Genomic DNA, 26,398 nt, shown 5'->3' with positions numbered 1-26,398 from the left:
CACAAAAACAGTCTGACAGGATGGGCGTGAAATAGAAGTGAAGCCTCACCGCTGGTTGGCTTTGGGGCAGTATGGAGGAGGGCGAATAGCTCAGATAGTGAGGCTGCGACCGCCGTCGACTGCGATGACCTGGCCGCTGATATAAGGCGCGTCGCAAGCGAGGAAGCGCACGGTCTTGGCGATATCATCCGTGCAGCCGGTACGGGCGAGGGGAATGCGTCGGACAATGTGCATTTTCTTGGCCTCGCTAGTGGCCTCCTGCTCGGGCCACAGGATGGCGCCGGGAGCGACTGCATTGACGCGCACCTGGGGGGATAGCTCCAGGGCAAGACTTTTAGTCAGCATTACCAGCCCGGCCTTGGCGGCACAGTAAAGTGTGTGTTTGCGCATTGGGTGCTCGGCATGGATATCCGCCATATTGACAATGCAGCCTCCATTGCGGGCGAGGGTTTTGGCCAGCGCTTGACTGATGAAAAATGGTGCCTTGAGATTGCTGCCTACCAGTTGGTCCCAGTCCTCCTCGGTGGCTTTGCCGACTGGCGTTGGGTAGAAAGCCGAGGCGTTGTTGACCAGAACGTCAATGCCGCCCCATACCTCTTCTGCGCGCCGGGCGAGGTCGGCGCAGGCATCGGCGCTATCCAGCGCACTCTGCAGTGCTATGGCGGAACCCCGGCAGACTTTGTTGAGTGCTTTTGCGAGGGCATGTGCCGCATTGGCCGAGCTGCGATAGTGGATGACAATACGGTGATCCCCGTGCAGTTCTTCGGTGATGGCGCGACCGAGGCGAGCGGCGGCACCGGTGATCAACACATTACGCACGATAGGCTTCCTTAACCTTGGCAATAGCCCTAATCCGCGCCCGATCCAGTGCCTGGCCCAGCTTCGCGCCCTCGCAACCCTGTGCAATCAGCGCGTCGGCAGTCACAGCGGCTGCCGCTTCGCGGGCGGCGCGCAGGAAGTTCACTTGGGGATAGTCTCGATGCTCGAGCCCCTGGCGTCCGCGGGCGTCTGCCTCACAGGCGCGCAGGAAGTTCTCGAACCGCTCGGGGCGTCGCAAAGCATCCAGACTGCGCATCATTTTCATAACGGTCTGCGGGCGCAGCTCGAATGCCCTATGGCAGTGCAAATGGTATTCGCAGACGCCAATAGCCAGTGTGGTCAATGCCTTGGGTGTACGCCAGCGTTCGCAGACTGCGCGCACCAGGGGTATTCCAGCGGACTCGTGACCGTGATGACTGGGCAATATCTTTTCCGGGGTTAAGCCCTTGCCCAGGTCGTGCAGCAATACTGCGAAACGTACAGGCAGCTCCGGGGGGGCGGCGCGCAGTGCCATTAGTACATGCTCACCAGTATCTACCTCGGGGTGGTGGATGGGGGGCTGAGGTACCCCGAACAGTTGCTCCAATTCAGGCAGAAACACCGGCAGAGCGCCACACTCCCGCAACACTCGGATAAAGATATCGGGGTCCGGCTCAGTGAGAGCGCGGCTGACTTCCTTCCAGATTCTTTCTGCTACCAGATATTCAATTTCACCGGCTTCGACCATCTGGCGCATCAGCTCCACAGTCTCTGGTGCAATGGTAAAGTCCAAGTGGTGGTAGCGTGCCGCGAAGCGGGCTACGCGCAGGATGCGCAGGGGGTCTTCGGCAAAAGCTGGGGATACGTGGCGCAAGACACGCGCCTGCAAGTCTTTCTGGCCCCCGTAAGGGTCGATAAGCTTACCGTCGCTGGACTCGGCAATCGCATTGATCGTCAGGTCACGGCGCAGCAGGTCTTCTTCAAGGGTGATATTGGAGGCGGCATTGACAGAAAATCCGCCATACCCATGTCCGCTTTTGCGCTCTGTGCGAGCAAGGGCATACTCGTCGCCGGTGTCGGGGTGCAGAAACACGGGAAAATCTCGCCCAACAGGCTTGAAACCGTGCGTTAGCATCTGCTTCTCATCGGCACCTACAACCACCCAGTCGCGCTCATATACAGGGCGATGCAGCAGTTTGTCGCGCACTGCGCCGCCAACGAGATAGATCCTCAATGGGATAGCTCCAAAGCTGGGGATACCGGTTGCCCGGCAGGGAGTTGCACTACCATAAAGTCATTGGTTCCGACGCCGTCCAATCTCCAGAATGGGGGCTAGGGTTACAGCGGAGGAAAGCCTGGGATGTTGGCAAGATAAAAAAATGGCCCCGAAAAAACAAGGGGGCCCAGGGTCTTAGGGTATGCGTTTGGCAATTTTTTCTACTGCCGGTGGGTGTGTCGACGATCCAGTGCAGGGGTTGGCCAACACCAATTTGTGGCCATCTTAACAAAGCTGTCTTACCTGTCAACTGTACCTTATAGTATTTTTTGAGGGGGTTGTTGTGTTGTTCGTTAATAGGTTGCATGGACCGAATTTCGGGCTGGTTTTACAGCAATGAACAGCATAATTTATAGGGGTGATTTCATTGGGCAGGATAATTTCGCGCTAGACCCTGGAGGTGGGGTTTTGTTGCGGGGAGTTGACCTGGCCGTCAGTGATCGCAGTTGTTGGGGAGACTAAAAATATGAGCGAAATACATGTACTTACCACCGGGGAAGCTGCCAGGTACTGCGGTGTCAATTTCCGAACCGTCATTCGCTGGATAGAGCGGGGACAGCTCAAGGCTTACAAGTTACCTGGTCGTGGTGACCACCGCATTTGTGTAGAGGATTTTGTGGGTTTTTTGCGCGATAACGCTATGCCGGTACCGAATACTCTGGCTGTACCCAGCCGCAAGGTGTTGCTGCTGACAACGGATTCAGAGCTGACTTCGGTGGGATGCCAGACATTGGAAAACATCGGCTGTGAAACAGAAGTGGCTGGCGACAGCTTCTCTGCGGGTATTTTGCTGGCTCATTTCAAGCCTGTTCTGTTGGTGATCGATGCAAATCTGGTGGGTGACGGTGGTTTTCAGATGCTTGATTACCTGAGATCCCGCAGTGAGTACGCCAACCTGCGCATTCTCGTTGCCCCCTCGGGAGACGACCGTGACACAACCCGCTGGCTCGATGCCGGTGCGGATGCTTTGTTGAGCCAGCGCGAGGAGCGTGGTGAACTGGCGGCAAAAGCCAAATTATTGCTTGAGGCCAACGGTTAATCCGACGGTATATATTGGGGAGCTATCCACAGGTGATACCTCCCCCCGTCGGTCAAGGCTCGCAGTGGTTTGCGCTTTGAAATTCAGATGGGCTTAGGGATTAACATGGGCTCCTCTTCACTCTCCTGGCGGTCGCGGCCCTGTTCAGGGCAGTGGTAGCTGGCCGTGATTTCTTTGCCATTGTGACTGTTGAGATGTACCTCAAAACCCCAGAGCCGGTGTAGATGCCTCAGCACCTCCGCAGTGTCTTTGCCCAGAGGGCGGCGCTGGTACTGGGTGTGATGCAGGGTGAGGGAGCGATCCCCTCGGGTATCCACCGCATACACCTGAATATTGGGCTCCCGGTTGCCGAGGTTGTATTGGCCTGCCAGGTTTTCTCTCAGCTGCCGGTAACCGCACTCGTCGTGAATGGCGCTGACAATAATGTCCTTCTCTTTGTCGTTGTCGCTGATACAGAAGAGTTTCATATCGCGCATCACTTTTGGCGAGAGGAACTGCAAGATAAAACTCTCGTCTTTGAAGTCGCGCATGGCAAACTGTAGTGTTTCCCGCCAACTGCTCCCAGCGATATCCGGAAACCAGCGTTGGTCTTCTTTTGTTGGATTCTCACAGATGCGCCTTAAATCACTAAAAATACTGAAACCTAACGTGTAGGGGTTAATGCCGCTGTAGTGGGGGTTGTCAAAGCCTGGCTGGTAGATCACATTGGTGTGGCTTTGCAGAAATTCCATCATAAAGCCTTCGGTGACCCGTCCACGGCGGTAGAGTTCGGTCAGCAGGGTGTAGTGCCAGAAAGTGGCCCAGCCTTCGTTCATGACCTGGGTCTGGCGCTGGGGATAGAAATACTGCGCGAGTTTGCGCACGATACGCACCAGTTCCCGCTGCCAGTTTTCCAGTAGTGGGGCGTTCTTTTCAATAAAATAGAGGATATTTTCCTGGGGCTCTTCGGGAAAACGTTTCTTCTTGGTGCTCTCTGTACCTTCGCCCAGCTTGGGAATGGTTCGCCACAAATCATTGAGTTGCCGCTGGCGGTATTCCTCCCGCTCCTGCTGCTGGCGCTCTTCTTCAACAGCCGAGATGGGATAGGGTCTTTTGTAGCGATCGACCCCATAGTTCATCAGCGCATGGCACGAATCCAGGATTCCTTCTACCTTATCCAGGCCATAGCGCTCCTCACAGCGGGAGATGTAGTTCTTAGCGAAAATCAGATAGTCGATAATACTGCTGGCATCGGTCCAGGCGCGAAAAAGGTAGTTGCCCTTGAAGAAAGAATTATGCCCATAGGCGGCATGGGCGATGACCAACGCTTGCATCGTCATGGTGTTTTCTTCCATGAGATAGGCGATACAGGGGTTGGCATTGATCACTATTTCATAGGCCAGTCCCATCATGCCGCGCTGGTAGCTGTTTTCGACGCTGATGAACTGCTTGCCATAGGACCAGTGGTGATACCCCACCGGCATCCCAACTGAGGAGTAGGCGTCCATCATCTGCTCGGAGCTGATCACCTCAATCTGGTTGGGGTAGGTGTCCAGTCCAAACTCTCCCGCCAGTTCGCCAATAACGCGATCATATTGCTGGATCAGTTCGAAAGTCCATTCGGAGGTGGTGGAGATTGGGCCTTGCGAATCGGATTTTGGTGAGTCGCTGCTGTTGGCATAGGTGTCTAGCATCGGGCTGTTCCCTTCTGGCTAAACAGTTGACGGAACACCGGGTAGATATCCTGGACACCCACAATCTGTTCCATGGCAAAGTGGCTTGGAAACAACGTGCGTACACTTTCGTATTCCTCCCACAGGGCCTGGTGATCGCGCGGGGTGATTTCTACATAGGAGTAGTACTGCACGTGGGGCATGATGTCGTCGATCAGGATTTTGTGGCAGGTACTGGAATCATCATTCCAATTGTCGCCGTCTGATGCCTGGGCACCATAGATATTCCACTCACTGTCCGGGTAGCGCTCATGCATAATCCGACGCATCAATTTGAGTGCGCTGGAGACGATAGTGCCCCCGGTTTCACGGGAGTAGAAAAACTCTTCTTCATCTACCTCCTTGGCGCTGGTGTGATGGCGGATAAATACGACTTCGGTGTATTCATAGCTGCGCTGGAGAAACAGGTAGAGCAACAGGAAGAAGCGCTTGGCCATATCCTTGGTGGCCTGATTCATGGAGCCGGAAACATCCATCAAACAGAACATTACAGCGCGGGAGCGGGGTTTTGGCTGGCGAATCAGCAAATTGTATTTCAGATCAAAATCATCCAGGAAGGGCACGCGACCGATACGTTTGCGCAGCTCTGAAATGTCACTTTTTAACGCTTCAATTTGCCGTTGGTCGCGCAGTGCGAGGTCTTTTTTTTCTTCCTGTGCAAGGGCTGTTTCCAGTACGCGCAGCTTGCGCCGCTTGCTGCTGGTCAGGGCGATTCGGCGTGCGTGGGCCGCTCTGAGGGAGCGGATCACATTGAGGCGGCCGGGGGTACCCTCGTTACTGATACCGGCGCGAATCACCCGAAAAGCTGCATTGCCGGCCAGTTGCTGCTTGACCATGTTGGGCAGTTGCAGCCCCTCGAACATAAAATTGAGAAACTCTTCCTGAGAGATCTGAAAGACAAACTCGTCGACGCCCTCGCCGCTGTCGCTGGCACCGCTGCCATTGTCTCCCCCGCTCTGGCCCTGGCGTGGAATCCTATCACCGGTCGTGAATTCCCTATTACCCGGCAAAATGTGCTCGATATGCCCACCGGTACCATGGGAGAGCAGGGGTTCATTGATATCCCGGGTGGGGATGCTGATTCGTTCACCCTTGTCCATATCCATGATTGAACGGTTGTTCATGGCATCACCAACCGCTTTTTTAATATGAGCCTTGTAACGTCTGAGAAAACGCTGGCGGTTTACCGTACTCTTTTTTTTCCCATTCAGTCGGCGGTCGATGATATAGCTCATATTGCTGTCCTGGCCCTGAACAAAATCAATCGGTACTACCGGTCATACAAGCACGTATTACCGGAAGGGAAGGGGAGAATGCAAACCCCCTAGCTATTAAACCGCTAATCAGGCAGGTTTGAACTGAACTGACTGATTGATCGTGAAAAACTGCCCAATCAGAGAGGCGCTGTTTGCATTTAAAGGACTTGTGCCGGTGGGTGGCCGAAGAAAATCTATCTCCACATTTCGTTAACCCATAGACTGATCCTTCCCTGCAAGTGGAAAAATTACTGCGATTTGCGTACACGGAGATACCATTCAGACAGCAGACGAACCTGTTTCTCGGTGTAACCACGCTCTACCATACGTGCCACAAAGTCTGCATGCTTACGCTTATCGTCCGTGGATGCCTTGGTATTGAAGGAAATAACCGGCAGAAGATCCTCGGTATTTGAAAACATCTTCTTTTCAATAACGGCGCGAAGTTTTTCGTAGGACCTCCAGTCCGGATTTTTACCCTGGTTATTGGCTCTGGCTCGCAGCACGAAGTTTACAATCTCATTGCGAAAATCTTTTGGATTGGAAATTCCGGCAGGTTTTTCGGTTTTTTCCAGTTCTTCATTGAGCGCGCCCCGATCCAGTATCTCACCGGTTTCTGGATCGCGATACTCCTGGTCCTGAATCCAGAAGTCGGCATAAGTGACATAGCGGTCGAAGAGATTCTGGCCGTATTCTGCGTAGGATTCCAGATAAGCGGTTTGGATCTCCTTGCCGATAAACTCCACGTATCTCGGAGCCAGATATTCTTTGATAAAGCCCAGGTAGGTTTCCTGTTTTTCCGGTTGAAACTGCTCTTGCTCTATTTGTTGTTCCAGTACATATAATAGATGCACCGGGTTGGCTGCCACTTCAGTTGCATCAAAATTGAAAACCTTGGAGAGTATCTTAAATGCAAAGCGTGTAGACAGGCCGGTCATCCCTTCATCGACGCCGGCATTGTCCCGGTATTCCTGTATTGTCTTCGCCTTGGGGTCGGTATCTTTGAGATTTTCCCCATCATAAATGCGCATTTTTGAATAGAGGTTGGAATTTTCCGGACCCTTGATCCTTGATAATACGGAGAACTGCGCCAACATGCGCAGAGTGTCCGGTGCACAGGGTGCCTCGGAGAGGGAACTGTTTTCCAGTAATTTTTGATAGATCCTGATTTCCTCCTGAACACGTACACAATAGGGGACCTTGACGATATAAATTCGGTCGAGGAATGCTTCGTTGTTACGGTTGTTGCGGAAAGACTGCCATTCCGATTCGTTGGAGTGTGCCAATACCGTGCCGTTAAACGGTATTGAGCCAAGTCCCTCTGTACTGTTGTAATTGCCCTCCTGAGTGGCAGTCAGTAATGGATGCAGCACCTTGATAGGTGCTTTAAACATTTCCACAAATTCCATCAAACCCTGATTGGCACGACACAGGCTGCCGGAAAAACTGTAGGCATCGGGATCGTTTTGCGGAAATTCTTCCAGTTTTCGAATATCTATCTTGCCAACCAAGGAGGAAATATCCTGATTGTTTTCGTCGCCGGGTTCTGTCTTGGATATCGCTATTTGATCGAGGATAGAGGGATGTACCTTCACTACACGGAACTTACTGATGTCTCCATTGAACTCGTGCAGCCGCTTGACAGCCCAGGGCGACATGATGGTATTGACATAGCGACTGGCGATGCCATAGTCCTCCTCCAGAATGCGTCCATCCTCCCCTGGGGAGAAGAGGCTCAGCGGTGATTCGAAAACAGGCGATCCCTTAATTGCGTAAATCGGCACCTGTTCCATTAGCGCCTTGAGACGTTCGGCAAGGGAGGATTTGCCGCCACCCACCGGGCCCAGCAGGTACAGGATTTGCTTTTTCTCCTCCAATCCCTGGGCAGCATGTCGAAAGAAGGCGACAATTTGTTCAATCGCCTCTTCCATACCGTAGAAACCGCTAAAGGCTTTATAGCGCTTGATGACCTTGTTACAGAAAATTCTGGACAGGCGGGGGTCATGGGAGGTGTCGATCAGTTCTGCCTCGCCGATCGCCAGGAGGATTCTCTCGGCGGGGGAAGCATAGGCGCCACGATCCGTTTTACACAGCTCCAGGTATTCCTGGATACTGAGCTCTTCATTCTGGATAGACTCGTATCTCTCCAGATAGTGGTTGAAAATTGTCATGATATTTACCTCCCTGTAGTGTCCCGGGGAACACCGTATCCGTCTTATCATTCGGAATCAGTGCACCGGTTACTCCGTGGCAGCGGATCTGCCCATCCGGGGTGATCCGTATAGGTGGCTGTAGCACACTTTTTGCCTAGACGGAGGTGTATTTGTCGTGAAGCACGGGGACTATTACCGCCCTTCGCAACGACTATGTATTACCTGTTCAACAAGGGCCGGCGTCGGCCCGCAGCATCTCCCGCGCCGCGCTATCTACGCTGTGATCATTGACTTGGGGTAAACAGACTTCCTCCTGGGTACAGAATGTTAAACAACCCCTGCTTTTCCAGCATAGCTTTCCGTCTTATCGCGATACTGGAATGGTACCTTTATAGGTTGAATATAACGGCATTTTGCCCTTTACTTGCGGCCTTTTGTCAGGATAAACAAACTCGAGGGTGTCATTATGGCAATTCTGGTGACTGGCGGTGCGGGTTATATTGGTAGCCATACCTGTATTGAATTGCTGAATGCAGGTTTTCAGCCGGTTGTGGTGGACAATTTGTCCAACAGCAGCGAAGAGGCCCTGCGCAGAGTGGCGTCTATCACTGGCAGGACGGTGCCATTTTACCCCCTTGATATCGGCGATCGGCAAGGATTGCATCGGGTCTTTTGCGAGCATGAGATTGCCGCGGTAATGCATTTCGCCGGGCTTAAAGCTGTCGGTGAATCAGTAACCAGGCCCTTGCGTTACTATCAAACCAACCTGGCCGGCACTCTGGTCCTGATTGAGTTGATGGAAGAATTTGGCGTAAACCGCCTGGTCTTCAGCTCCTCGGCTACCGTGTACGGTGATCCGAAGACTGTGCCGATCCGGGAGGACTTTCCTACCGGGGCAACCAATCCCTATGGAGCCAGCAAGCTGATGGTAGAGGATATGCTTAGGGATATCTGCGCAGCTCCGGAAAGTCGCTGGCAGGTGAGCCTGCTACGCTACTTTAATCCGATTGGGGCCCATAAAAGTGGCATGATTGGTGAAGACCCGCGGGGTATTCCCAACAATTTATTGCCTTATGTCTCGCAGGTGGCAGTCGGTCGCCGTCCCTATCTGCGGGTATTTGGCAACGATTACGATACGGCTGATGGTACTGGCGTGAGAGACTATATCCATGTGGTCGATTTGGCCCGCGGCCATCTGGCCGCACTGGAACTGTTGCTGCAGAATACGGGTAATGCCAGCTGCTATACCCATAATCTTGGGACAGGCCGGGGGTGTTCTGTGCTGGAAGTTGTACGTGCATTTGAAATCGCAAGTGGCAGGGAGGTTCCCTATAACATTGTACCTCGCAGGCCCGGTGATATCGCACAGTGCTATGCTGATCCGACGCTGGCCGAGAGGGATTTGGGTTGGAAAGCCGAGTATGACTTGGAGAGAATGGTCGAGGATACCTGGCGTTGGCAGTCCCGGAATCCGAAAGGCTATAGCACTTTGTGAGCCCGCTGAAAACCTGATAGGGATAGCGGAGTGTTGAGAGCCCGCTGATCCCTGTTTTTCTGCCCACATTTTCCGCAAATGACATGCCTTCGGCAAGCAACAAAACTTTTGCCGACCGGGGAGCTGTTGTCATTAGTTCGCTGTGATAAAGCTACCCTGTGCAATTGTGCTAGTATTTTCTGGGCGACCATCCAATGAGTCCTGAAGCATCGGCTGGGTTGCCGAAGAAGTAACCTGAACGATTGGGGAGTTTCAGCCAGAACAAGCACAACAATGACTATGAAAACGTCCATTCCTCCCAGGCTTCCTCTCTATATTAACGGTGAATGGATACAATCCGACAGCGACGATTGGCTGGATGTAACCAATCCCGCCACCGGGGAAGTCCTGACCCAGGTTCCCTGTGCCTCCCTCGAAGACCTGCGATCTGCAGTCGCCTCCGCCCGCGATGCATTTCCAGAATGGCGGGATACACCAATATCTACGCGCGCGCGCGTCATGCTCAGATACCAGGTCTTGCTCAAAGAGCATCAGCAAAGCCTGGCGGAAATTCTCTGTGAGGAAACCGGCAAGACTATTGAGGATGCCAGAGGTGATATCTGGCGGGGTATTGAGGTTGTAGAGCATGCGGCGAACGTTGCCAGTTTGATGATGGGGGAAACGGTAGAAAACGTCGCCAATGCCGTCGACTGTTACTCCTTCCTGCAACCACTGGGTGTATGTGTCGGTATCACACCATTTAACTTTCCCGCAATGATTCCGTTATGGATGTTTCCCATGGCGATTGCCTGTGGTAATAGTTTTGTCCTCAAACCATCGGAACAGGACCCAATCACCCCCTGCAAGCTTGCGGAACTTTTCGAAGAGGCGGGGGCGCCCAAAGGGCTATTGCAGGTGGTGCATGGTGGCCGGGAACAGGTGGATTTTCTGCTCAAGGCACCGGATATCAAGGCAATCTCTTTTGTGGGGTCGGTCCCTGTAGCCCGGTATATTTACCAGACCGGTACCTCGCATCTAAAGCGGGTACAGGCATTTGCCGGCGCCAAGAACCATATGGTGGTTATGCCCGATGCCAACAAAAGCGCTGCAATTCATCATCTAATCGGCTCTTCGGTTGGAGCCGCGGGGCAGCGTTGTATGGCGATATCCGTAGCCGTTTTGGTTGGTGAAGCGCAGCAGTGGAAGAGCGAAATCCGCGATAGTATGGCCAAGGTGAAGCCCGGCCACTGGAGGAGGCCGGAATCTGACTACGGGCCAATGATTTCCGCAGTGGCGCGGGAGCGGGTACTGGAGTATATCGCCAGGGGCAGGGCGGAGGGCGCCGACTGTATGTTGGACGGCTCCGCTGTATCTGTTGATGGATATCCCGATGGCAACTGGGTGGGGCCGACCCTGTTCGCCAATGTCACCCCGGAGATGTCCATTTACACCGACGAGATCTTCGGTCCCGTCCTCTGTCTTGTCAACGCGGATACTTTGGAGGATGCGATTCACCTCGTGAATCAATGTCCCTATGGCAATGGCACATCGATATTTACCGCCAGTGGCGCCGCCGCGCGCAAATACCAGCATGAAACTTTGGTGGGCCAGGTGGGGATTAATGTACCTATTCCGGTACCCTTGCCATTTTTCAGCTTCACTGGCTGGCGCGGTTCCTTTTATGGGGACCTGCATGCCTACGGCAAGCAGGCAGTGCGCTTTTACACAGAAACCAAGACAATAACGGCACGCTGGTTTGATTCGGATATCGAACATGCACAGCACGCGAACATGACAATAAACCTCAAATAGTCACTTGCCGGGAAGCCAACCGGGTGCTGACATTCGGAGAGTGCAATGACAAAGACAGTCGCCTTCTTTGGACTTGGGCACATGGGAGCCCCCATGTCTTACAACCTGGTGAAAGCAGGATTTCAGGTCAAGGGATACGATCCGGTCGGGGCATTGCTCGACAGCGCAGGCAGCCGGGGCGTCGAGGCATGTGCTACCCCACACCAGGCTGTGGTGGGTGCAGACTTTATTGTCAGTATGCTGCCTCACAGTGCCGCGGTGGAGTCCCTGTATATCGATGAGGAAAAATTACTGGACCTGGTTGCGCCAAATACCCTGGTGGTCGATTGTTCCACCATTTCTGCCACCAGCGCCAAGCGCCTTCTGGCCACAGCCAGAGACAAGGGGATCCACGCCATAGAGGCGCCCGTATCCGGTGGCGTAGCCGGGGCCGTGGCCGGTACATTGAGTTTTATGTGTGGTGGGGACGGCAATGATGTGGAACGGGCACGGGAAATTCTTCGGCATATGGGAATCAATATTTTCCACGCGGGACCCGCCGGGTCTGGCCAGACGGCCAAGATCTGCAACAACATGCTCCTGGCCATCCATATGATTGGTACAGCCGAGGCCCTGCAGCTGGGTGTGGATAACGGACTGGACCCCAAAGTGCTTACAGAGATTATATCAAAAAGCTCCGGGGCCAATTGGTCTCTGCAAACCTATAATCCCTATCCGGGAGTTATGGAGAATGTGCCCGCCAGTAATCAGTATGCCGGAGGGTTTATGGTCAAGTTGATGTGCAAGGACCTGGGCCTGGCGCAGCATGCTGCAACCGATAGTAAAAGCTATACTCCACTGGGTTCACTGGCTCGCAACCTGTATGGGATACATAACCTGGCAGGGAGCGGGGAACTGGATTTCTCCAGCATTCAGCAACTATTCCAACTGAAATAGGCAGGCATTTTACTTCGTCCCAAGTCTCTTGCTGATACTAGTACCTCTGGTAAAAGCTAATACGGCAGATTAAACAGTTAGGTATATTCGATTACCTCGAAAAAGGGCGGCTGAGATCGGGTCTTTTATTATGGTTAATCTGGGTATGGGATTTTCTTCTGCTGATAACACTTTGTGATATTGCTAGTAAAGCAGGAGGGAAGAATACTCCTCTCGCAGGATCGTATGAGGCATGGATGCCGATTACGAGCGTAGCGGGAAGTATTCACAGTGTGTCCCGAGAGGAGAGTATTCTTTGCTTCGATCTGTTAGTGATAGGTTGAGTGCTTGATATTTTTGAAGATCCAGGAATTGATAATTGGTCAGGCCTGACCGGTTATTAACATGATGCTCAAAGATGCGGCCTGTATTTGAATTTTAAGATATTAACCATTCATTTTATGCAGAAGTAACGGCCGTAAATTCATTCATTAAACGAGAACCACCTCTAATCAATTACCCCTTGGAATGCATTAAACTTTTTTCGGGCAAAAAGTTTAATGCATTATTTTGCCTTTTTTGCACAAATGTCAAATTGTCATATTGCATAAGATATTTAAGTTAGTGCAAATATCCTCAATAGGTTGATCGCGTTCATTGCAGGTGAGCTCGTTTCAACATATACCTTTTCATGTAAAATTAGGTTAATGGAGAAGAAAAATAATGCATATTCTCTCAAAGGCGTTTCTCAGGGCTGGTTTAACGATGGCTGCGGTGGTAACCGGCTTTCTCTCTTATAGTGCCTATGCGGTTGAACGCGATGAAGGCACCGATTTTTCCAATGTGCCGCAGCGTATCATTGTGCAATATAAAGACGCCAAGGCCCGCGATTGGGCCGACCAAGCGGCTGCGCTCGCACAGCGGGGCGGCCATGGAATGACTTACGTGCGCAGTTTGGCACTGGCAGATCGCCAGGTATACCGGCTGAATAAGCGCATGGCGCCGGGTCAGTTGAAAAAGCTGGCACTGATGCTGGAGGCCGATCCAAATGTCGTCGCTGTTGAAGAGGATGTATTGATGCAGCCACAATTTATACCGAATGACACTTTTTACAATGTGCAGTGGCATTACTTTGAGGCTGTCGGCGGTATCAACCTTCCCCTGGCGTGGGATAAACAGACGGGAGCCGGCGTCACCGTGGCTGTGCTGGATACCGGTTATGTATTCCACTCAGATCTCCACGCCAATATACTCCCCGGCTACGATTTTATCAGTGATGTTTCTGTGGCCAATGATGGCAACGGGCGCGACTCAGATGCCAGCGACCCGGGGGATTGGGTGAATGCCAACGAGTGCGGTCCTTTTAATCCACCGCAATTCCGGCCCAGTAGCTGGCACGGCACCCATGTTTCCGGCACCATCGCTGCTGTGACCAACAACAACCAGGGTGTGGCTGGCGTAGCCTTCGATGCAGAAGTGGTTCCGGTGCGGGTGCTGGGCAAGTGCGGTGGTTTTCTCTCTGATATTGCCGACGGTATTGTCTGGGCATCCGGTGGTACTGTGAGTGGTGTGCCGGCCAATGCCAACCCCGCCCAGGTGATCAACATGAGTCTTGGTGGTGTCGGCGCCTGTGGTTCCACCTATCAAAGTGCCATCAATACGGCCGTTGCCAACGGCACAACCGTGGTAGTCAGTGCAGGGAACAGCAATGCGGATGCATCCGGTTTTCGACCGGCAAACTGTTTCAATGTGATAGCCGTTGCAGCAACCGAGCGCTTTGGGGCCCGGGCTTATTACTCTAACTTTGGTGCCACCGTAGATGTCAGTGCACCAGGAGGAGATGTGGTCTTCAACCCTACTCACGGAGTCGCTTCAACTCTGAACGACGGCCAGACAAGTCCAGGTAATGAGAACTATGTGTACTATCAGGGTACCTCTATGGCGGCACCGCATGTATCTGGTACCGCTGCGCTTATGTACGCCAAGAATGCTGGCCTCACACCTGTGCAGATCGAGAATATCCTGACGCTCACGGCCCGCCCTCTGCCCGGTGCTTGTTCCGGTGGCTGTGGTGCGGGCATTATTGATGCCAATGCGGCAATTGATGCTGTGCCTTAATCGGCTGTTGAAAAAGGCCTTCCATGGCCTTTTTCAACCTGGGTTTGCGGCGCATGTCCGCAAACCCTCCGCGTGAGATAGACAATCGATGTACACGGGGTTTCCTGCCCAAGCCCAGGTTTTTATCCGCAAGGAGAGAGGCCGTTTTGCAAAGGTAAAGGTGGTTCGCCCCGAGAAACCCTAATCGGCTTTTGCCTTTGGCTGTTCCAACAACTCTTCCGGGTGGACAAACTCCCGCATAAAGATTTCCCAGAAGGCGAGAAACAGTGCCGCGAGTAGCGGGCCTATGGCAAACCCACTGATACCAAACATGAACAGACCACCCACTGTGGAGAACAGTACCAGATAGTCCGGGAGCTTGGTATCCCGCCCCACAAGAATGGGGCGCAAGAGATTGTCCACCAGGCTGATGACGGTGAGCCCATAGATTAGCAATATGGTGGCTTTTATCGGCTCGCCAATGGCATAAAGATAGATGGCCGCCGGAAACCAGATAAGGGCAGCGCCAATTGCCGGCAATAGTGACAACAGGGTCATCAGTACCCCCCACAACAAGGGTGCAGGGAGGCCGAGTACCCAGAAAATAATGCCGCCCAGTGTGCCCTGGGTTACGGCAACGACCAGATTCCCTTTGATCGTAGCGCGGGTGACTTCGGCGAACTTGGCCAGCAGCAGATGTTCGCGTGCATCGCCCAGAGGCAGCGCGTGGATAATCAGGTTGACCAGTCTTTCACCATCGCGGATTAAGAAGAAGGTCAAGTAGAGCATTAAGCCCAGCATGACAAAAAAATTAACGGTGTTTTGTCCCACTTCAATCGCATTTTTGGCGACGATGCTGCCGGCATTCATAATGCCGCCAAGCAAACGCTGTTTGGCCACCTCGATATCTACACCGATGCTTTCGAGTGTGGTATTCAGTCTCGGGAAGGCGCTGCGGATTTCCTCTAGGGATTTGGAGATATCAATCTGCCCGTCCTGTACCTTTTGGTACAGGGTTACCGCCTCGTTGATAAATGAGGTGGCCACCACAAGCACCGGTATTACCAGCAGGACAACACACATCAGCAGTGTCACCAATGCCATGGCATTGGGGGAATTGGGAAAACGCCTCATCAGGTAGCGGTACACCGGATAAAAAATCAGGGCAATGGCGCATGCCCAGAAAATCGCTGTGAAAAAGGGCTTCACGAGCAGCAGAAAGGCCACTGTCACCAAGAGCAAAGACAAGATAAATGAACGTTTTTCGAGCTTTTCCTGCACCGGAACTTCCTCAGCCTGCGTGATTGCCCTGTGGTTACGGGCCTTGAATTGTATTCTATATAATCAAAAGCGGGAGGGATTTACCAGCGTCTGTAACCACAGGTATCCACGTGAAAACGGATGCTCTTGTAGATGCCAAGGCCCATCTTCCACTGTCGGCCATTGCGCCGGTGGATATCCCTGAGTACCGGTATCAGCTGCTCCCGCGAGAAATTTTTCTGTGGGACTATATCCAGGCCGCAGAAGAGCAGGTGTTTACTGCCTTTTGAACCGCCTGCCTTGCGGTTGTAGCTGGTGGTGCGCCACCCGGAGAGGACAGTCACCGGGCCGATACGCGGTACTATTTCCTGTCGGATTACTTTCAGGGTATCCACTACAGCTTTCCAGTATTCCTCCGGGGGAATGGCGAAAGGGGGTTCGTTCAGATCCCGCCAGTCACTGCCCTGGCGCAGCAGTTCAAACGGTGACACTACCATGTGTACCTGATTTGCTCGCAGGAAAGCTTTCAGCCTGGAAAACAGGTTCCGGTTGTTGGCCTGTTTGAGGAAATGGATGAAAGCCCTTTCCGAGGCTGCAGGATAGCCCTGAATATCGTATACAACTGGGATTTCAAGTGGCGGAAGCAGGTCTATGGGGTTGATCACCCGGTCTCCCAGTTCGCGCACCCGGTCAAAAGTGGCAAACAACAGGATAACGATGGTGACGAGCAGAATGGCGCCGGCGAGGATGATCCGGCGCCGCCAGCTCTGGCGTGCAACAGGGGCGCGGTCTTTATTTTCCTGAAAATTCATGCAGAGCGTCCGCCAGTTACCAGATACGATAGCCACAGGTGTCGATATGAAAGCGCATACCTTCACCGAGGCCGAGGCCGAGACCAAAATGGCTTTCTGGCCCAAGACGCGCGTGCAGGGTACGCAACTCCTCCGCAAGCTCCCGCTGGCTGATATGGGAGTTCGGTATCAGGTCGAGGCCGCAAAAGTCCCGGTGTCGAGCTTTGTCGCTGTGTTCCAGCTTGCGATTGTAATCATCGGTGCGAAAGGCGGAGACCACGCCCACAGGACCGATCAGGGGTTCCACCTGGTCTCGCAGCAGTGTCAGGGTGCCCACTATCTTGTGCCATTGCTCCCGCGGGGGTATGGCATAGGGCGGCTCCTTGAGTTCGAGCCAGCCGCTGCCCTGGCGCAACAGGTTGTGTACCGGGGTGACATCGCCAACGCCCCGGCCCGCGAGGAAATGCGCCAGGGCATTCACCCGTTCCCGGTTATTGCCGCTGCGCAGAAAGTTGTTGAAGCTTTCCAAGGTGGCGATGCGGTAACCCTTCAACTGTTCATAGGGTTTTTCGTGGGATTTCAAATATAAAAACAGCCACAGGGCCAGCAGAATCGAGGTCAATACCATGCCCAGGCAGCCCACTACCGTGGGGTGTACCCGCCTTCCCGGCGACTGGTGAGGATAGGTTGTCCTTAAACGGGTCACGGAATTATCTGGAGACATGGGGCTGGTGTCTGCTCCGGTGCCAGGGGGCAGAGTCAGTGGCACAGGCGCCTGCTTCTTCGGCGTCTCTTTACTCACTATAGCCGTAAAATTCAACAAAATGGGGTATGGCGGCAGGGACAAAAAAGCCCCGGACCTTGCGGCGCAGGGGCTATGTTGCGCTCTCGGTGGGCTGGAGGGGCACCGAGGGGCACTTTCAGGCAAGAAGGTGTCAGGCTTTGGGGCCGGCGTTTTTAACTTCCTCACTCACACTGAATTTTTCAATGTTTTCGGCGAACAGCCGAGCCAGTTTACCGGCCTGGTCGTCATAGGCGGCTCTATCGTCCCAGGCGTTGCGTGGGTTCAGGTAGGATTTGTCCACACCGGGCACTTCCAGCGGAATATCCAGGTTCAGGATATCCAGGTGCTCAGTGGCGGCGTCTTCCAGCGCACCGCTCTGGATGGCGGCCACGACGGCACGTGTCACCGGGATCGGGAAGCGTTTGCCGTTGTCACCGGAACCGCCGGTCCAGCCGGTGTTCACCAGGTATACCCTGGAGCTGAAGTCCTCGATACGCTTCATCAGCAGGTCGGCATATTCACGTGGCGCGCGTGGCATAAAAGGGGCGCCGAAGCAGGTGGAGAATGTCGGGTGGATGCCGGCTTCCGCACCGAGTTCGGTGGAGCCGACGCGAGCGGTGTAACCGGACAGGAAGTGGTAGGCCGCCGCCTCTTTGGACAGAATGGCGACAGGGGGCAGCACGCCGGATACATCACAAGTGAGGAAGATCACATTCTCTGGTTCACCGGCGCGGTTTTCCAGTTGGCGCATTTCCACATGCTCCAATGGATAGGAACAGCGGCCGTTTTCGGTGAGGCTGGTGTCGCTGTAGTTAGCGGTGCCGGACACATTGGTGACCACGTTCTCAACAATGGCGCCGAAGCGGATGGCATTCCAGATTACCGGCTCGTTTTTGCGGCTCAGGTCGATGGTCTTGGCGTAGCAACCACCCTCCATATTGAATACGGCGCCCCTGGTCCAGCCGTGTTCATCGTCGCCGATCAGGTAGCGCTCCGGATCGGCAGAGAGTGTGGTTTTGCCGGTGCCGGACAGACCGAAGAACAGGCAGGTATCGCCGTCTTTACCCACATTGGCGGCACAGTGCATGGGCATGACGTCTTTTTCCGGCAATAGGAAGTTCTGTACGGAAAACATGGCCTTCTTCATTTCACCAGCGTAACGCATGCCTGCCAGCAGCACTTTGCGCTGGCCGAAGTTGATGATGACGCAGCCCTCTGAGTGGGTACCATCGCGCTCGGGATCGCAGGAAAAATGGGGGGCGTGCAGGATGAGCCATTCTTCCTTACCTTTGGGATTGTACTTTTCGGCACGGATAAACATATTGCGACCGAACAGGTTGTGCCAGGCGGTCTGGGTGGTTACGACAACCGGCAGATAGTGGTCTTCGTCCTGGCCCACGTGCAGCTGCTGTATGAAATTGTTACCGCCGGCGACAAATGCCTCTACGCGGTCCCAGAGGGCGTCGAACTTGTCCTGCGGGAAGGGGCGGTTGATATTGCCCCAGTCGATACTGTCCGCAGTGGAGGGCTCTTCCACAACAAAGCGGTCGGCCGGGGAGCGGCCGGTGCGGGCGCCGGTTTCGGTGACCAGTGCGCCTGTGTCGGATAGCTTGCCCTCGCCGCGCGTCAGAGCCTGCTCTACCAATTGTGCTGGTGATAGGTTCTTGAAAACCAGCGCGGTGTCGTCGATCTGTGCCATGCGTCGATTACCCATGAAAGTTGGAGACTAAAATACAAGGGCCGCCAGGAGTTTGGACAGCCAGGCAAAATTTGGGGGGCGCATTATGGCAAAATTCAAAATAGGCGGGTAGCAAATGCCGTTATTTTCTGCAGATTAACGGCGCTGTTGTTTGAAAAACCAACAGCTTTAATTCTCATGATTTATGCTTTTGTTGCCTAGTATTTGTCTCTTGAATTTTACCGGCACTCCAGCAGGGAATGGTCACCCACGGGTGGGTGACTTCCCTACACCGGTCCGCCCGCTCAGTGCAGGGTGTGGGGTGGCGCATTGAGCAGCACTTCGATTTGGTTCCGGTCAAAGTGGTAGCGGGCATTGCAAAACTGGCAATCGGTGACAATTTCGCCATTCTGCTCATCCAGCAGCTTATACAGGTCCCCGGCGCCCAGAGAGACCAGTGCCCGAGCGCTGCGTTCCCGCGAGCAGCTGCATTTGAAGCGGATCGAGTCCGTGCCCAGACTCGCTGGCCTTAGTTGGTGGAACAGGCGGTGGATCAGTTCGCGGTGAGAGAGCGTGTACAGTTCACGGGCAGTCACGGAATCGGCCAGATGTAGGGCGGTCTCCCAAGCGTCATGGTTCTCCCCGGCAGAGGCGGCATTATTGCCTGGCAGCACCTGTAGCATAATGCCCCCCGCTTGGTTTCCGTCACATTCCAGCCAGAAGCGTGTGTCCAGTTGCTCCGATCGAGTGAAGTAGTCTTCCAGGCATCCGGCCAGACTCCCCTTCTCCATGGGCACCACGCCCTGGTAGCGCTCGCCGCGCTTGGGTTCCAGAGTGATGGTCAGGGCACTGTGCGTACCTATCAGTTCCTGCAGGCCGGTGTGGGCGCCGGTCTGTGCACCCTCAGCGATGCGCGCTATGCCGCGCAGATCGCTGTGATGGGTGCACTCCGCCATCATCAGTGGAACATGCCCTTTGCCGCGGGCCTGCAGGCTCAGTAAGCCGTCAAATTTCAGGGTAGTGGAGAGCAGGCAGGCGGCCGCGAGAAACTCCCCCAACAGACGCGCTACCGGCGCCGGCAAGGGGTTGTTTTCCAGCACCGATCGATAGGCGTCAGAAAGGGTCACCACCTGCCCGCGAATATCGTGTTGGGAGAAGATAAAGCGCTCCAGTTGGTCGGACATAGATCGAGGCCTCGGTATCAAACCGGGGGATTTTAGCGGCGGGCCTGCTTGAATGGTAGACCTCGGTAAGGGCTGGGGGGAACTGCCCCGTTGGCGTGCCGGCGGGAGCTATACCTCCTGGGCTCTAACCGCAGCGTCGCGCGATCGCATTTCTGAGTTTTTCTGCCATTTGCTGGCGTTCGCGCTCGCTGTAGCGCACCTCCCTGCCGTTTGCATCGATAAAGGCCACACGCCCGTTGAGGGCATTGAGGCGCTGGCGTGTCTGCTGGCAGATACGTTCTACCTCACGCTGGCGCGCTTGCTGTTGCTGCTGTCGACGCTGTGCGTACTCGCGCTCAGTATCACGGGGTTGGCGGCTCTCGCCAGGTCTCTGAGTTCTGGTGCCATCAATAGAGTTGATGGGCTCCAGTTTGTCGGAGATATCCTGAGCCTGGGTCTTTGCTGGTGGTCGGTCGCTAAAATGCACACGGCCATCTTTGTCGACCCAACGATACAGTTCACCGGCATCGACACCGATGGCCAGGAGCAGGCCGGCGAAGGCGATTGCCCATTTCGCAGTGTTCATGGTGCTTTTCGGATTCACAGGCCTGGAGCCTTATTTAACCTTGTTGGCCAACTGGCTGAACAACCCCCGCGAGTGGCGCTGGGGGATATGGTAGGTCTGCAGTATCAGGGGCTCCTGCTCGCGGGCTTCGGCGGCATCCAGCACCATTCGGTAGCCTGAGCGGTCGCGCAGCTCTATAAAATCGCTTTTGTTGGTCTCCATCAGTTGGGCGAATCCATCGAAGTCCGCGACGCTGTGGCCATTCACCGAATCGATAATCCAGTTCTTCCAGTCGTGATAGCCGAGGTTGACGTTGGCCGGCAGCACTTTCAGGGCCACGACCAATTCGCGGCGGCCCTCCTCACTCCATTGGTTGCGTGCATACAGGTAGTCTATGGGGGCCTTGGAGTGCCAGTTGTTGCCCCAGCGCTTGATCAGGTTCATGTTGAGCGGCACGAATACCACGCCACCGTAGATGTAATAGCGCGGCTGCTGGTCAAACTGTTCCCCCAGCACCAGTGCCCGTGAGGGTGGCACTGCGGCCAGGGTGACTTGAGCGGTTTTCTCCTCACCGTCGCGGGAGAAACGCACCGGCAACTTGTCCCCCACATGGTGGCGGTCCACGGCGTAATGGTAGTTAGTGCGTTGGTTTTCACGCCACTCCACGGTGCGATCCGCGGCTACCTTGAAGCCGTCCACTTCCAGCAATACGTCGCCGGGCTGGAAAACCCTGGCCGCGGGGGAGTCGCTGAAAACCTTTACAATCATGGCGCCATCCTGGGCCTCACTGAGGCCGGCGGCCTTTTTCATGGAAGGGCTTTCCAGGCTCTGTGTCACCGCGCCCAGTTCAGGGAAACCCTGGTGTACGCCGTCTTCGGCATCTTCGAGGACATGGGTGATCACACTGGGCGGTACGAAGTAGCCGAGGTTTTCCGCACTCTGGTTGGTTTGCATGGCCACACCGACGATGCGTCCGCTGGAAATCACCGGGCCACCACTGTTACCGGGATTGATCGCGGCGTCAATTTGCCCGGCCATCAGGTAGCTCTCTGCATGGGCGTAGTACTGGTGCTCCACCCGGGACAGGACACCGCGGGTGATGGACAGGGATTTGCCGCCGATGGGGTAGCCATAGACGGTCACTTCCTCCTGCAGGTCGGGGAGTCTGCCCAGGGCCAAGGGGCGGGTATCTCCAAAGAAATCGTCATCGTCCACGGTGAGCAGGGCCAGGTCCGCATCGTGGGAGACAAATTTCACGCGGGCGCGGTATTTCTTCGCGTCACCATGGCGCTGTACTTGTATAAAGCTGCCGTTGGCTACGACGTGGGCATTGGTAAGGATCTGCTGGTTGCGGATCACTGCACCGGACCCGGACAGTTGCTTGGGGTTGAGCAGGGCCCAGGGGTTGAAGTAATCCGGTGCGGCGGCCGTGGTGTAGATTTTGATGATTGAGCGTTTGAGCTGCTCGTGTTCGCGGCTGTCGGCTGCCGCAGGCTGCATGCCGGACAGAATCAGCAGAGAAATGGCGATCAGTTGTTTCATCATGGCTGTTTTCTAACGGGTTGAGTGGGGCGAGTGTAGCAACAATCGGGAGTGTTGGCGGAATTTTCACCAATTTGGTTGTCCGGACCTAGTCCTGCTCGCGCAGGAAACGGTGGATCTGGCGACGCTGTTTTTTATTGGGACGCTGGCGCTGGATACCCGCGTTGGCAACCTGGCGTTCGGCGCGCTCCCGCTCGCGCCGAGCGGCGCTGTGCTCGGTTTCCCGGTACAGGGTGCGGGCAAATTCGGCGTCGCGACGCCGGTCAGAGAGGGCAATCACGGCGATTTCCACCAGGTCCCAACCCTGGCGAATACTCAGGCTGGCGCCGACGGTGATTTCCTTGCTGGCCTTGACCCGCTGGCCACCAACATGGATCTTACCGCCTTCAATGGCCTGTTTGGCCAGGCTGCGGGTCTTGAAAAAGCGCGCGGCCCATAGCCACTTGTCGATACGAACTTTTTCCATCGCATTATATTGTTGAATATTCAGTATCCGGTGGGCTTTGGCTGCCGGGGCTGTGCGCTGTGCCTCACCGTCATAATCTCGTCAAAGTGGTGAATGGCTTCAAAATCAGTGATTTCCCGACTGGGTCTGCGGCTGTCTGGCTGGCGGATACACAACAGGTGGGTGATGCCGTAAGCCTGTGCGGCAGCCAGCACACTCTGGTTATCATCCACAAGCAGGGTACGCAGCGGGTCGAAGTCCAAAGTCCCGTGCAGTGTGCGCCAGAAGTGGCTGCTCTCCTTGGCATATCCGTAATCATGGGAGGAGATGATACCGTCAAACCAGCCGCCAATGCCGGTGATTTCGAGCTTGTGACTGAGACCCTGGCGGTGCGCGTTGGTGACCAGGAAGGTGGGCTTGTGCAATTGCCGCAGGCATTGCAGAAAAGCTTCCGTATGGGGGCGCAGAGCGATGCGCTCCTCAATCTCGCGCAGAATGGCCAGAATGTCCAGCTCCAGGGTCTTGGCCCAAAAATCCAGGCAGTACCACTCCAGGGTGCCGCGGCGCGCGTCGATTTCCCGCTGCAGTTGGCCCCTGGCATGCTGTAGATCCAGGCCGTGCACCTGCGCATAGCGTTTGGGCAGGTGGTCGAACCAGAAGTGGTTGTCGTAGTGCAGGTCCAGCAGGGTGCCGTCCATATCCAGCAATACGGTATCGATACTTCGCCAGTCGAGCATGGAACCTATCTATTGATCAGTGGTGGGTATGGGAAGCCAAAGTGTCGTTGTCCTCCCGGGCCCGCTCCTGTAAAGGGGTACATTATGCCTGGGTGCGGCGGATGCCGTACAGGATGAAAAATTGCGCGCTGTAATAGGTGAGCATAATCGCCGTATCGGCAAAGGGAATGGGGGCAATAAACTTGTTCAGGGCGATCAGGGCATCGGACACCATAAAGGTCACGGCTCCGCCAAAAAGCAAGGCGGAGTCCCCGCGGTTTGCGGCGGCCGCCAGCGCCATGACTACGATGGCCAATAGATAAAACAGCACTGCCGGTGCCAATTCCGCACTTGCGGGTAGGATTAAGCGTGCCAACAGCAGTGCGGCGATCAATACAGGGGCTGCGCGCAGCAGACTGCGCCGGTTGCGAAAGTCGGCGCGGCGTAGGAAATTGCCAGCGTAAATCAGCTGGGCGAGCAAAAAGGCACCGAGCCCAGCAATAAACTGGTTGGGAAAATCCATCTCCAGCAGTACATCACCGAGTGCCGAGAACGCCAGTGCCGCCAGGGTCAGGGCGCGGGTAAGCCCCCGCAGTTGGCGCAGGGCGATGGCGCCCAGAATGGCAATGGGTAGGGCTTTGAGTGAGGCCATCCACAGTCCCTTGATACCAAGGCCCTCCAGCAACATAAACAGTGCGGCAGCGCAGATGAAAGCGACGGGCAAAAAGTGCTGCAGTTGCGCCGCAGGATTGGCAGGGAGAACTTTGGATGGCATGGCGATACCCTGGTTGTGATTGTTATTTCGCATTTGTGCTGTTGCTCGGTACCTTGGCCCGCAGTGCAGTCAGGTTTGAATTCTGGCCCGCGTGCTCGGGTAAATTACCCACCTGGGTTACTATTCACCAACAGGAATCCATTGTCCAGGCAGGCCGCTTGTCTGCTGCAACACGATTGACGGAGCACTTTATCGATGAAGGCAGCCAATATTCTCGAAACCATCGGCAATACCCCGCATGTAAGAATCAACCATCTGTTCCGCCCCGATATCGAGGTGTGGATGAAAGTGGAGCGTTTTAATCCGGGCAGTAGTATCAAGGACCGGATTGCCCTCGCCATGATCGAGGATGCGGAGCGTCGCGGTGCTCTACGCCCCGGAGGCATTATTATTGAGCCGACCTCCGGCAACACCGGCATCGGCCTGGCGATGGTGGCGGCGGTAAAGGGCTACCGCCTGATTCTCACCATGCCGGAGTCCATGTCCCAGGAGCGTCGCCAAGTGATGAAGGCGATGGGTGCGGAGCTGGTGCTCACACCCAAGGAGCGGGGCATGGGTGGCGCCATTGAGCAGGCCGAAGCACTTAAAGCGCAGTACGACAACAGCTGGATGCCCCAGCAGTTTTGTAACCGCGCCAATGCCCAGGTGCACCGGGAAACCACCGCCAAGGAAATTCTGGCGGATTTTCCCGAAGGGCTCGACTATCTGATCACCGGTGTCGGCACCGGTGGGCATATTACCGGTTGTGGCGAAGTGCTGAAGATGGCCTTTCCCAAGCTGCAGGTTTATGCGGTGGAGCCGGAAAAATCCCCGGTGATCAGTGGGGGTGAAAAAGGGCTGCATCGCTTGCAGGGGATTGGTGCCGGCTTTATTCCGGAAGTACTCAACACCGAAGTCCTCGACGGTACCATTCTGGTGAGTGAAGAGGACAGCTTCGAACTCACGCGCCAGTGTGCAACCAAGGAGGGCATTTTCGTGGGTATATCCTCCGGCGCCAGCCTGGCCGCGCTGAAACAGCGCGAAGGGGCGTTTGCCCCCGGCAGCCGCGTACTGGTGTTCAGTTACGATAGCGGCGAGCGCTACCTGTCCGTTAAAGATCTTTTCTCTGCCTGAGACCTATAATAGCGCGCACTCAGAGTAAGGAGCTTGAATGGACAAGACAGTATTGGAACAGGTGATTGCTATATGCACAGACGCGGGTGCGGCAATCCTGGATATCTACCACAGCAGTGCCGAGCTGCAAGTGGACATCAAGCCGGATGATTCACCGGTAACGGCGGCAGACCTGGCCGCACACAAGATCCTGGCCCCGGCCCTGGCCCAGATCATCGAAGGTGTGCCGGTACTGTCGGAGGAACAGGCAATCCCCCCATTTGCAGAGCGCAGCCAGTGGCATCGCTATTGGATCGTCGACCCCCTCGACGGTACCAAGGAGTTTATTCGCCGCACCGGAGAATTTACCGTGAATGTGGCGCTCATTGAAAATGGCAAGCCGGTACTGGGCGTGGTCCATGTGCCGGTTCTGGGCATCACCTATGCCGGTTGCAGGAACATTGGCGCCTTTAAGCGCGCGGCGTCCGGTGATGTGGCAATTCATGTGCGCCCACTCAAGCCTCGCCTGGAGGCCGGCGAGGCCGTGGCGCTGGTGGCCAGCCGCAGTCATGGCGCCGGTATTGTGGGTCAGCTGGTGGAGCGTATCGAGTCCAGGCTGGGCACTGTCGAGTGTAAGAATATGGGCAGCTCACTGAAACTGTGCCTGGTGGCGGAAGGTGCCGCGGACCTCTACCCGCGTTTGGCGCCCACCTGCGAGTGGGATACCGCCGCGGCCCAGGCGGTGGTCGAGGCCGCCGGTGGCGTTGTGGTCGACGACCAGTTTCGACTACTGCGCTACAACCGCAAGGACTCTCTGCTCAACCCGTTTTTCTTTGTGATCGGCGATACCTCTTTCGATTGGCGGGATTTACTCGTAACCAAACCCCCGGTGAATTAAGTTTGTCCAGCCCCGTCCGTTGGTGGCGGGGTGCACACCGCTGAACCCATTCGCGCCTGCAGGAACCGAAAAAATTGTCTGCTTTTTTTGCAAACCCTGGCGATGCCAAAACCCGTGAAACCCCTGACCTGCCCTGATCGCTGGAGCAGGGCGGTAC

22 protein-coding genes are annotated in these 26,398 nt (G+C 55.1%); 7 read left to right on the top strand and 15 right to left on the bottom strand.

What is annotated here, in order from left to right; all coding sequences use genetic code 11:
- Positions 1-90: 90 nt before the first annotated feature.
- Complete coding sequence (locus ACL7TT_RS17575; protein WP_413397356.1) at positions 91-819, bottom strand: pteridine reductase; 729 nt, start codon at positions 817-819, stop codon at positions 91-93.
- Positions 812-2,032 (bottom strand): multifunctional CCA addition/repair protein, encoded by a 1,221-nt coding sequence (locus tag ACL7TT_RS17570; RefSeq protein ID WP_413397355.1) that lies wholly within the window; start codon positions 2,030-2,032, stop codon positions 812-814. Before ACL7TT_RS17570 ends, ACL7TT_RS17575 begins: the two co-directional genes overlap by 8 nt.
- Positions 2,033-2,540: 508 nt before the next feature.
- Between ACL7TT_RS17570 and ACL7TT_RS17565 the strand changes: the two genes are divergently transcribed.
- Complete coding sequence (locus ACL7TT_RS17565) at positions 2,541-3,113, top strand: helix-turn-helix domain-containing protein (protein WP_299942626.1); 573 nt, start codon at positions 2,541-2,543, stop codon at positions 3,111-3,113.
- An 83-nt stretch (positions 3,114-3,196) separates the two neighbouring features.
- Here ACL7TT_RS17565 and ACL7TT_RS17560 read toward each other — a convergent pair whose 3' ends face one another.
- The 3 genes from ACL7TT_RS17560 to ACL7TT_RS17550 all read right to left on the bottom strand — a co-directional run bounded on the left by ACL7TT_RS17560 (position 3,197) and on the right by ACL7TT_RS17550 (position 8,252).
- Positions 3,197-4,786 carry a SpoVR family protein gene (locus ACL7TT_RS17560; RefSeq protein ID WP_413397353.1) on the bottom strand — a complete coding sequence of 530 codons (1,590 nt, stop codon included), beginning with the start codon at positions 4,784-4,786 and terminating at the stop codon, positions 3,197-3,199.
- Positions 4,780-6,060: a YeaH/YhbH family protein gene (locus tag ACL7TT_RS17555; RefSeq protein WP_413397351.1), complete on the bottom strand. Its 1,281-nt coding sequence runs from the start codon at positions 6,058-6,060 to the stop codon at positions 4,780-4,782. The genes ACL7TT_RS17560 and ACL7TT_RS17555 overlap by 7 nt, the downstream gene beginning before the upstream one ends.
- Before the next feature lie 269 nt (positions 6,061-6,329).
- Entirely contained in the window at positions 6,330-8,252 is a 1,923-nt protein-coding gene (locus ACL7TT_RS17550) for a PrkA family serine protein kinase (protein WP_299942630.1), read from the bottom strand.
- A 448-nt stretch (positions 8,253-8,700) separates the two neighbouring features.
- Here ACL7TT_RS17550 and galE point away from each other — a divergent pair, with 448 nt between their 5' ends.
- The 4 genes from galE (at position 8,701) to ACL7TT_RS17530 (ending at position 14,553) form a co-directional block, all read left to right on the top strand.
- Entirely contained in the window at positions 8,701-9,729 is a 1,029-nt protein-coding gene (gene galE / locus ACL7TT_RS17545) for a UDP-glucose 4-epimerase GalE (protein ID WP_299942632.1), read from the top strand.
- Between the two features lie 279 nt (positions 9,730-10,008).
- Complete coding sequence (locus ACL7TT_RS17540; RefSeq protein ID WP_413397349.1) at positions 10,009-11,520, top strand: CoA-acylating methylmalonate-semialdehyde dehydrogenase; 1,512 nt, start codon at positions 10,009-10,011, stop codon at positions 11,518-11,520.
- Positions 11,521-11,565: 45 nt separating this feature from the next.
- Positions 11,566-12,456, top strand: a complete 891-nt coding sequence (mmsB, locus tag ACL7TT_RS17535) for a 3-hydroxyisobutyrate dehydrogenase (protein WP_413397347.1) — start codon at positions 11,566-11,568, stop codon at positions 12,454-12,456.
- Between the two features lie 702 nt (positions 12,457-13,158).
- Positions 13,159-14,553 (top strand): S8 family peptidase, encoded by a 1,395-nt coding sequence (locus ACL7TT_RS17530; RefSeq protein ID WP_413397345.1) that lies wholly within the window; start codon positions 13,159-13,161, stop codon positions 14,551-14,553.
- Positions 14,554-14,733: 180 nt separating this feature from the next.
- Here the strand turns inward: ACL7TT_RS17530 and ACL7TT_RS17525 are convergent, their stop codons facing one another.
- The 10 genes from ACL7TT_RS17525 to ACL7TT_RS17480 all read right to left on the bottom strand — a co-directional run bounded on the left by ACL7TT_RS17525 (position 14,734) and on the right by ACL7TT_RS17480 (position 24,284).
- On the bottom strand, positions 14,734-15,813 hold the full coding sequence (locus ACL7TT_RS17525) for an AI-2E family transporter (RefSeq protein WP_299942640.1): 1,080 nt from the start codon (positions 15,811-15,813) through the stop codon (positions 14,734-14,736).
- Between the two features lie 80 nt (positions 15,814-15,893).
- On the bottom strand, positions 15,894-16,604 hold the full coding sequence (locus ACL7TT_RS17520) for a D-Ala-D-Ala carboxypeptidase family metallohydrolase (RefSeq protein WP_413397343.1): 711 nt from the start codon (positions 16,602-16,604) through the stop codon (positions 15,894-15,896).
- 16 nt (positions 16,605-16,620) lie between these two features.
- On the bottom strand, positions 16,621-17,289 hold the full coding sequence (locus ACL7TT_RS17515; RefSeq protein ID WP_413397341.1) for a hypothetical protein: 669 nt from the start codon (positions 17,287-17,289) through the stop codon (positions 16,621-16,623).
- Positions 17,290-17,518: 229 nt separating this feature from the next.
- Complete coding sequence (locus tag ACL7TT_RS17510; RefSeq protein WP_299942646.1) at positions 17,519-19,066, bottom strand: phosphoenolpyruvate carboxykinase; 1,548 nt, start codon at positions 19,064-19,066, stop codon at positions 17,519-17,521.
- 284 nt (positions 19,067-19,350) lie between these two features.
- Entirely contained in the window at positions 19,351-20,229 is an 879-nt protein-coding gene (gene hslO, locus ACL7TT_RS17505; RefSeq protein WP_413397339.1) for an Hsp33 family molecular chaperone HslO, read from the bottom strand.
- Between the two features lie 124 nt (positions 20,230-20,353).
- Positions 20,354-20,794 carry a DUF4124 domain-containing protein gene (locus ACL7TT_RS17500; protein ID WP_413397337.1) on the bottom strand — a complete coding sequence of 147 codons (441 nt, stop codon included), beginning with the start codon at positions 20,792-20,794 and terminating at the stop codon, positions 20,354-20,356.
- Positions 20,795-20,824: 30 nt separating this feature from the next.
- A complete protein-coding gene (locus ACL7TT_RS17495; RefSeq protein WP_413397335.1) occupies positions 20,825-22,318 on the bottom strand; it encodes a S1C family serine protease in 1,494 nt (497 codons plus the stop codon).
- Between the two features lie 85 nt (positions 22,319-22,403).
- Positions 22,404-22,781: an RNA-binding S4 domain-containing protein gene (locus tag ACL7TT_RS17490; RefSeq protein WP_413397333.1), complete on the bottom strand. Its 378-nt coding sequence runs from the start codon at positions 22,779-22,781 to the stop codon at positions 22,404-22,406.
- A gap of 20 nt (positions 22,782-22,801) precedes the next feature.
- Positions 22,802-23,497 (bottom strand): GMP/IMP nucleotidase, encoded by a 696-nt coding sequence (yrfG, locus tag ACL7TT_RS17485; protein ID WP_413397331.1) that lies wholly within the window; start codon positions 23,495-23,497, stop codon positions 22,802-22,804.
- An 82-nt stretch (positions 23,498-23,579) separates the two neighbouring features.
- A complete protein-coding gene (locus ACL7TT_RS17480; RefSeq protein WP_413397329.1) occupies positions 23,580-24,284 on the bottom strand; it encodes a lysoplasmalogenase in 705 nt (234 codons plus the stop codon).
- Positions 24,285-24,446: 162 nt separating this feature from the next.
- Between ACL7TT_RS17480 and cysK the strand changes: the two genes are divergently transcribed.
- Both cysK and cysQ read left to right on the top strand, forming a co-directional pair.
- Positions 24,447-25,364, top strand: a complete 918-nt coding sequence (gene cysK / locus ACL7TT_RS17475) for a cysteine synthase A (RefSeq protein ID WP_299942660.1) — start codon at positions 24,447-24,449, stop codon at positions 25,362-25,364.
- 37 nt (positions 25,365-25,401) lie between these two features.
- Positions 25,402-26,241 (top strand): 3'(2'),5'-bisphosphate nucleotidase CysQ, encoded by an 840-nt coding sequence (cysQ, locus tag ACL7TT_RS17470; RefSeq protein WP_413397327.1) that lies wholly within the window; start codon positions 25,402-25,404, stop codon positions 26,239-26,241.
- Positions 26,242-26,398: the final 157 nt, after the last annotated feature.

It is taken from the genome of Microbulbifer jejuensis, from assembly GCF_047289955.1.
Classification (GTDB): Bacteria; Pseudomonadota; Gammaproteobacteria; order Pseudomonadales; family Cellvibrionaceae; genus Microbulbifer.
Note: the sequence above shows the minus strand (reverse complement) of the source record. Positions and strands in the feature narration are given on the sequence as shown.

Coding starts and splice junctions, on each gene's coding strand:
- ACL7TT_RS17565 (WP_299942626.1), top strand. CDS start 2,541: ATGAGCGAAATACATGTACTTACCACCGGGGAAGCTGCCAGGTACTGC.
- ACL7TT_RS17560 (WP_413397353.1), bottom strand. CDS start 4,786: ATGCTAGACACCTATGCCAACAGCAGCGACTCACCAAAATCCGATTCG.
- ACL7TT_RS17555 (WP_413397351.1), bottom strand. CDS start 6,060: ATGAGCTATATCATCGACCGCCGACTGAATGGGAAAAAAAAGAGTACG.
- ACL7TT_RS17550 (WP_299942630.1), bottom strand. CDS start 8,252: ATGACAATTTTCAACCACTATCTGGAGAGATACGAGTCTATCCAGAAT.
- galE (WP_299942632.1), top strand. CDS start 8,701: ATGGCAATTCTGGTGACTGGCGGTGCGGGTTATATTGGTAGCCATACC.
- ACL7TT_RS17540 (WP_413397349.1), top strand. CDS start 10,009: ATGAAAACGTCCATTCCTCCCAGGCTTCCTCTCTATATTAACGGTGAA.
- mmsB (WP_413397347.1), top strand. CDS start 11,566: ATGACAAAGACAGTCGCCTTCTTTGGACTTGGGCACATGGGAGCCCCC.
- ACL7TT_RS17530 (WP_413397345.1), top strand. CDS start 13,159: ATGCATATTCTCTCAAAGGCGTTTCTCAGGGCTGGTTTAACGATGGCT.
- ACL7TT_RS17520 (WP_413397343.1), bottom strand. CDS start 16,604: ATGAATTTTCAGGAAAATAAAGACCGCGCCCCTGTTGCACGCCAGAGC.
- ACL7TT_RS17510 (WP_299942646.1), bottom strand. CDS start 19,066: ATGGCACAGATCGACGACACCGCGCTGGTTTTCAAGAACCTATCACCA.
- hslO (WP_413397339.1), bottom strand. CDS start 20,229: ATGTCCGACCAACTGGAGCGCTTTATCTTCTCCCAACACGATATTCGC.
- ACL7TT_RS17500 (WP_413397337.1), bottom strand. CDS start 20,794: ATGAACACTGCGAAATGGGCAATCGCCTTCGCCGGCCTGCTCCTGGCC.
- ACL7TT_RS17495 (WP_413397335.1), bottom strand. CDS start 22,318: ATGATGAAACAACTGATCGCCATTTCTCTGCTGATTCTGTCCGGCATG.
- ACL7TT_RS17490 (WP_413397333.1), bottom strand. CDS start 22,781: ATGGAAAAAGTTCGTATCGACAAGTGGCTATGGGCCGCGCGCTTTTTC.
- yrfG (WP_413397331.1), bottom strand. CDS start 23,497: ATGCTCGACTGGCGAAGTATCGATACCGTATTGCTGGATATGGACGGC.
- ACL7TT_RS17480 (WP_413397329.1), bottom strand. CDS start 24,284: ATGCGAAATAACAATCACAACCAGGGTATCGCCATGCCATCCAAAGTT.
- cysK (WP_299942660.1), top strand. CDS start 24,447: ATGAAGGCAGCCAATATTCTCGAAACCATCGGCAATACCCCGCATGTA.
- cysQ (WP_413397327.1), top strand. CDS start 25,402: ATGGACAAGACAGTATTGGAACAGGTGATTGCTATATGCACAGACGCG.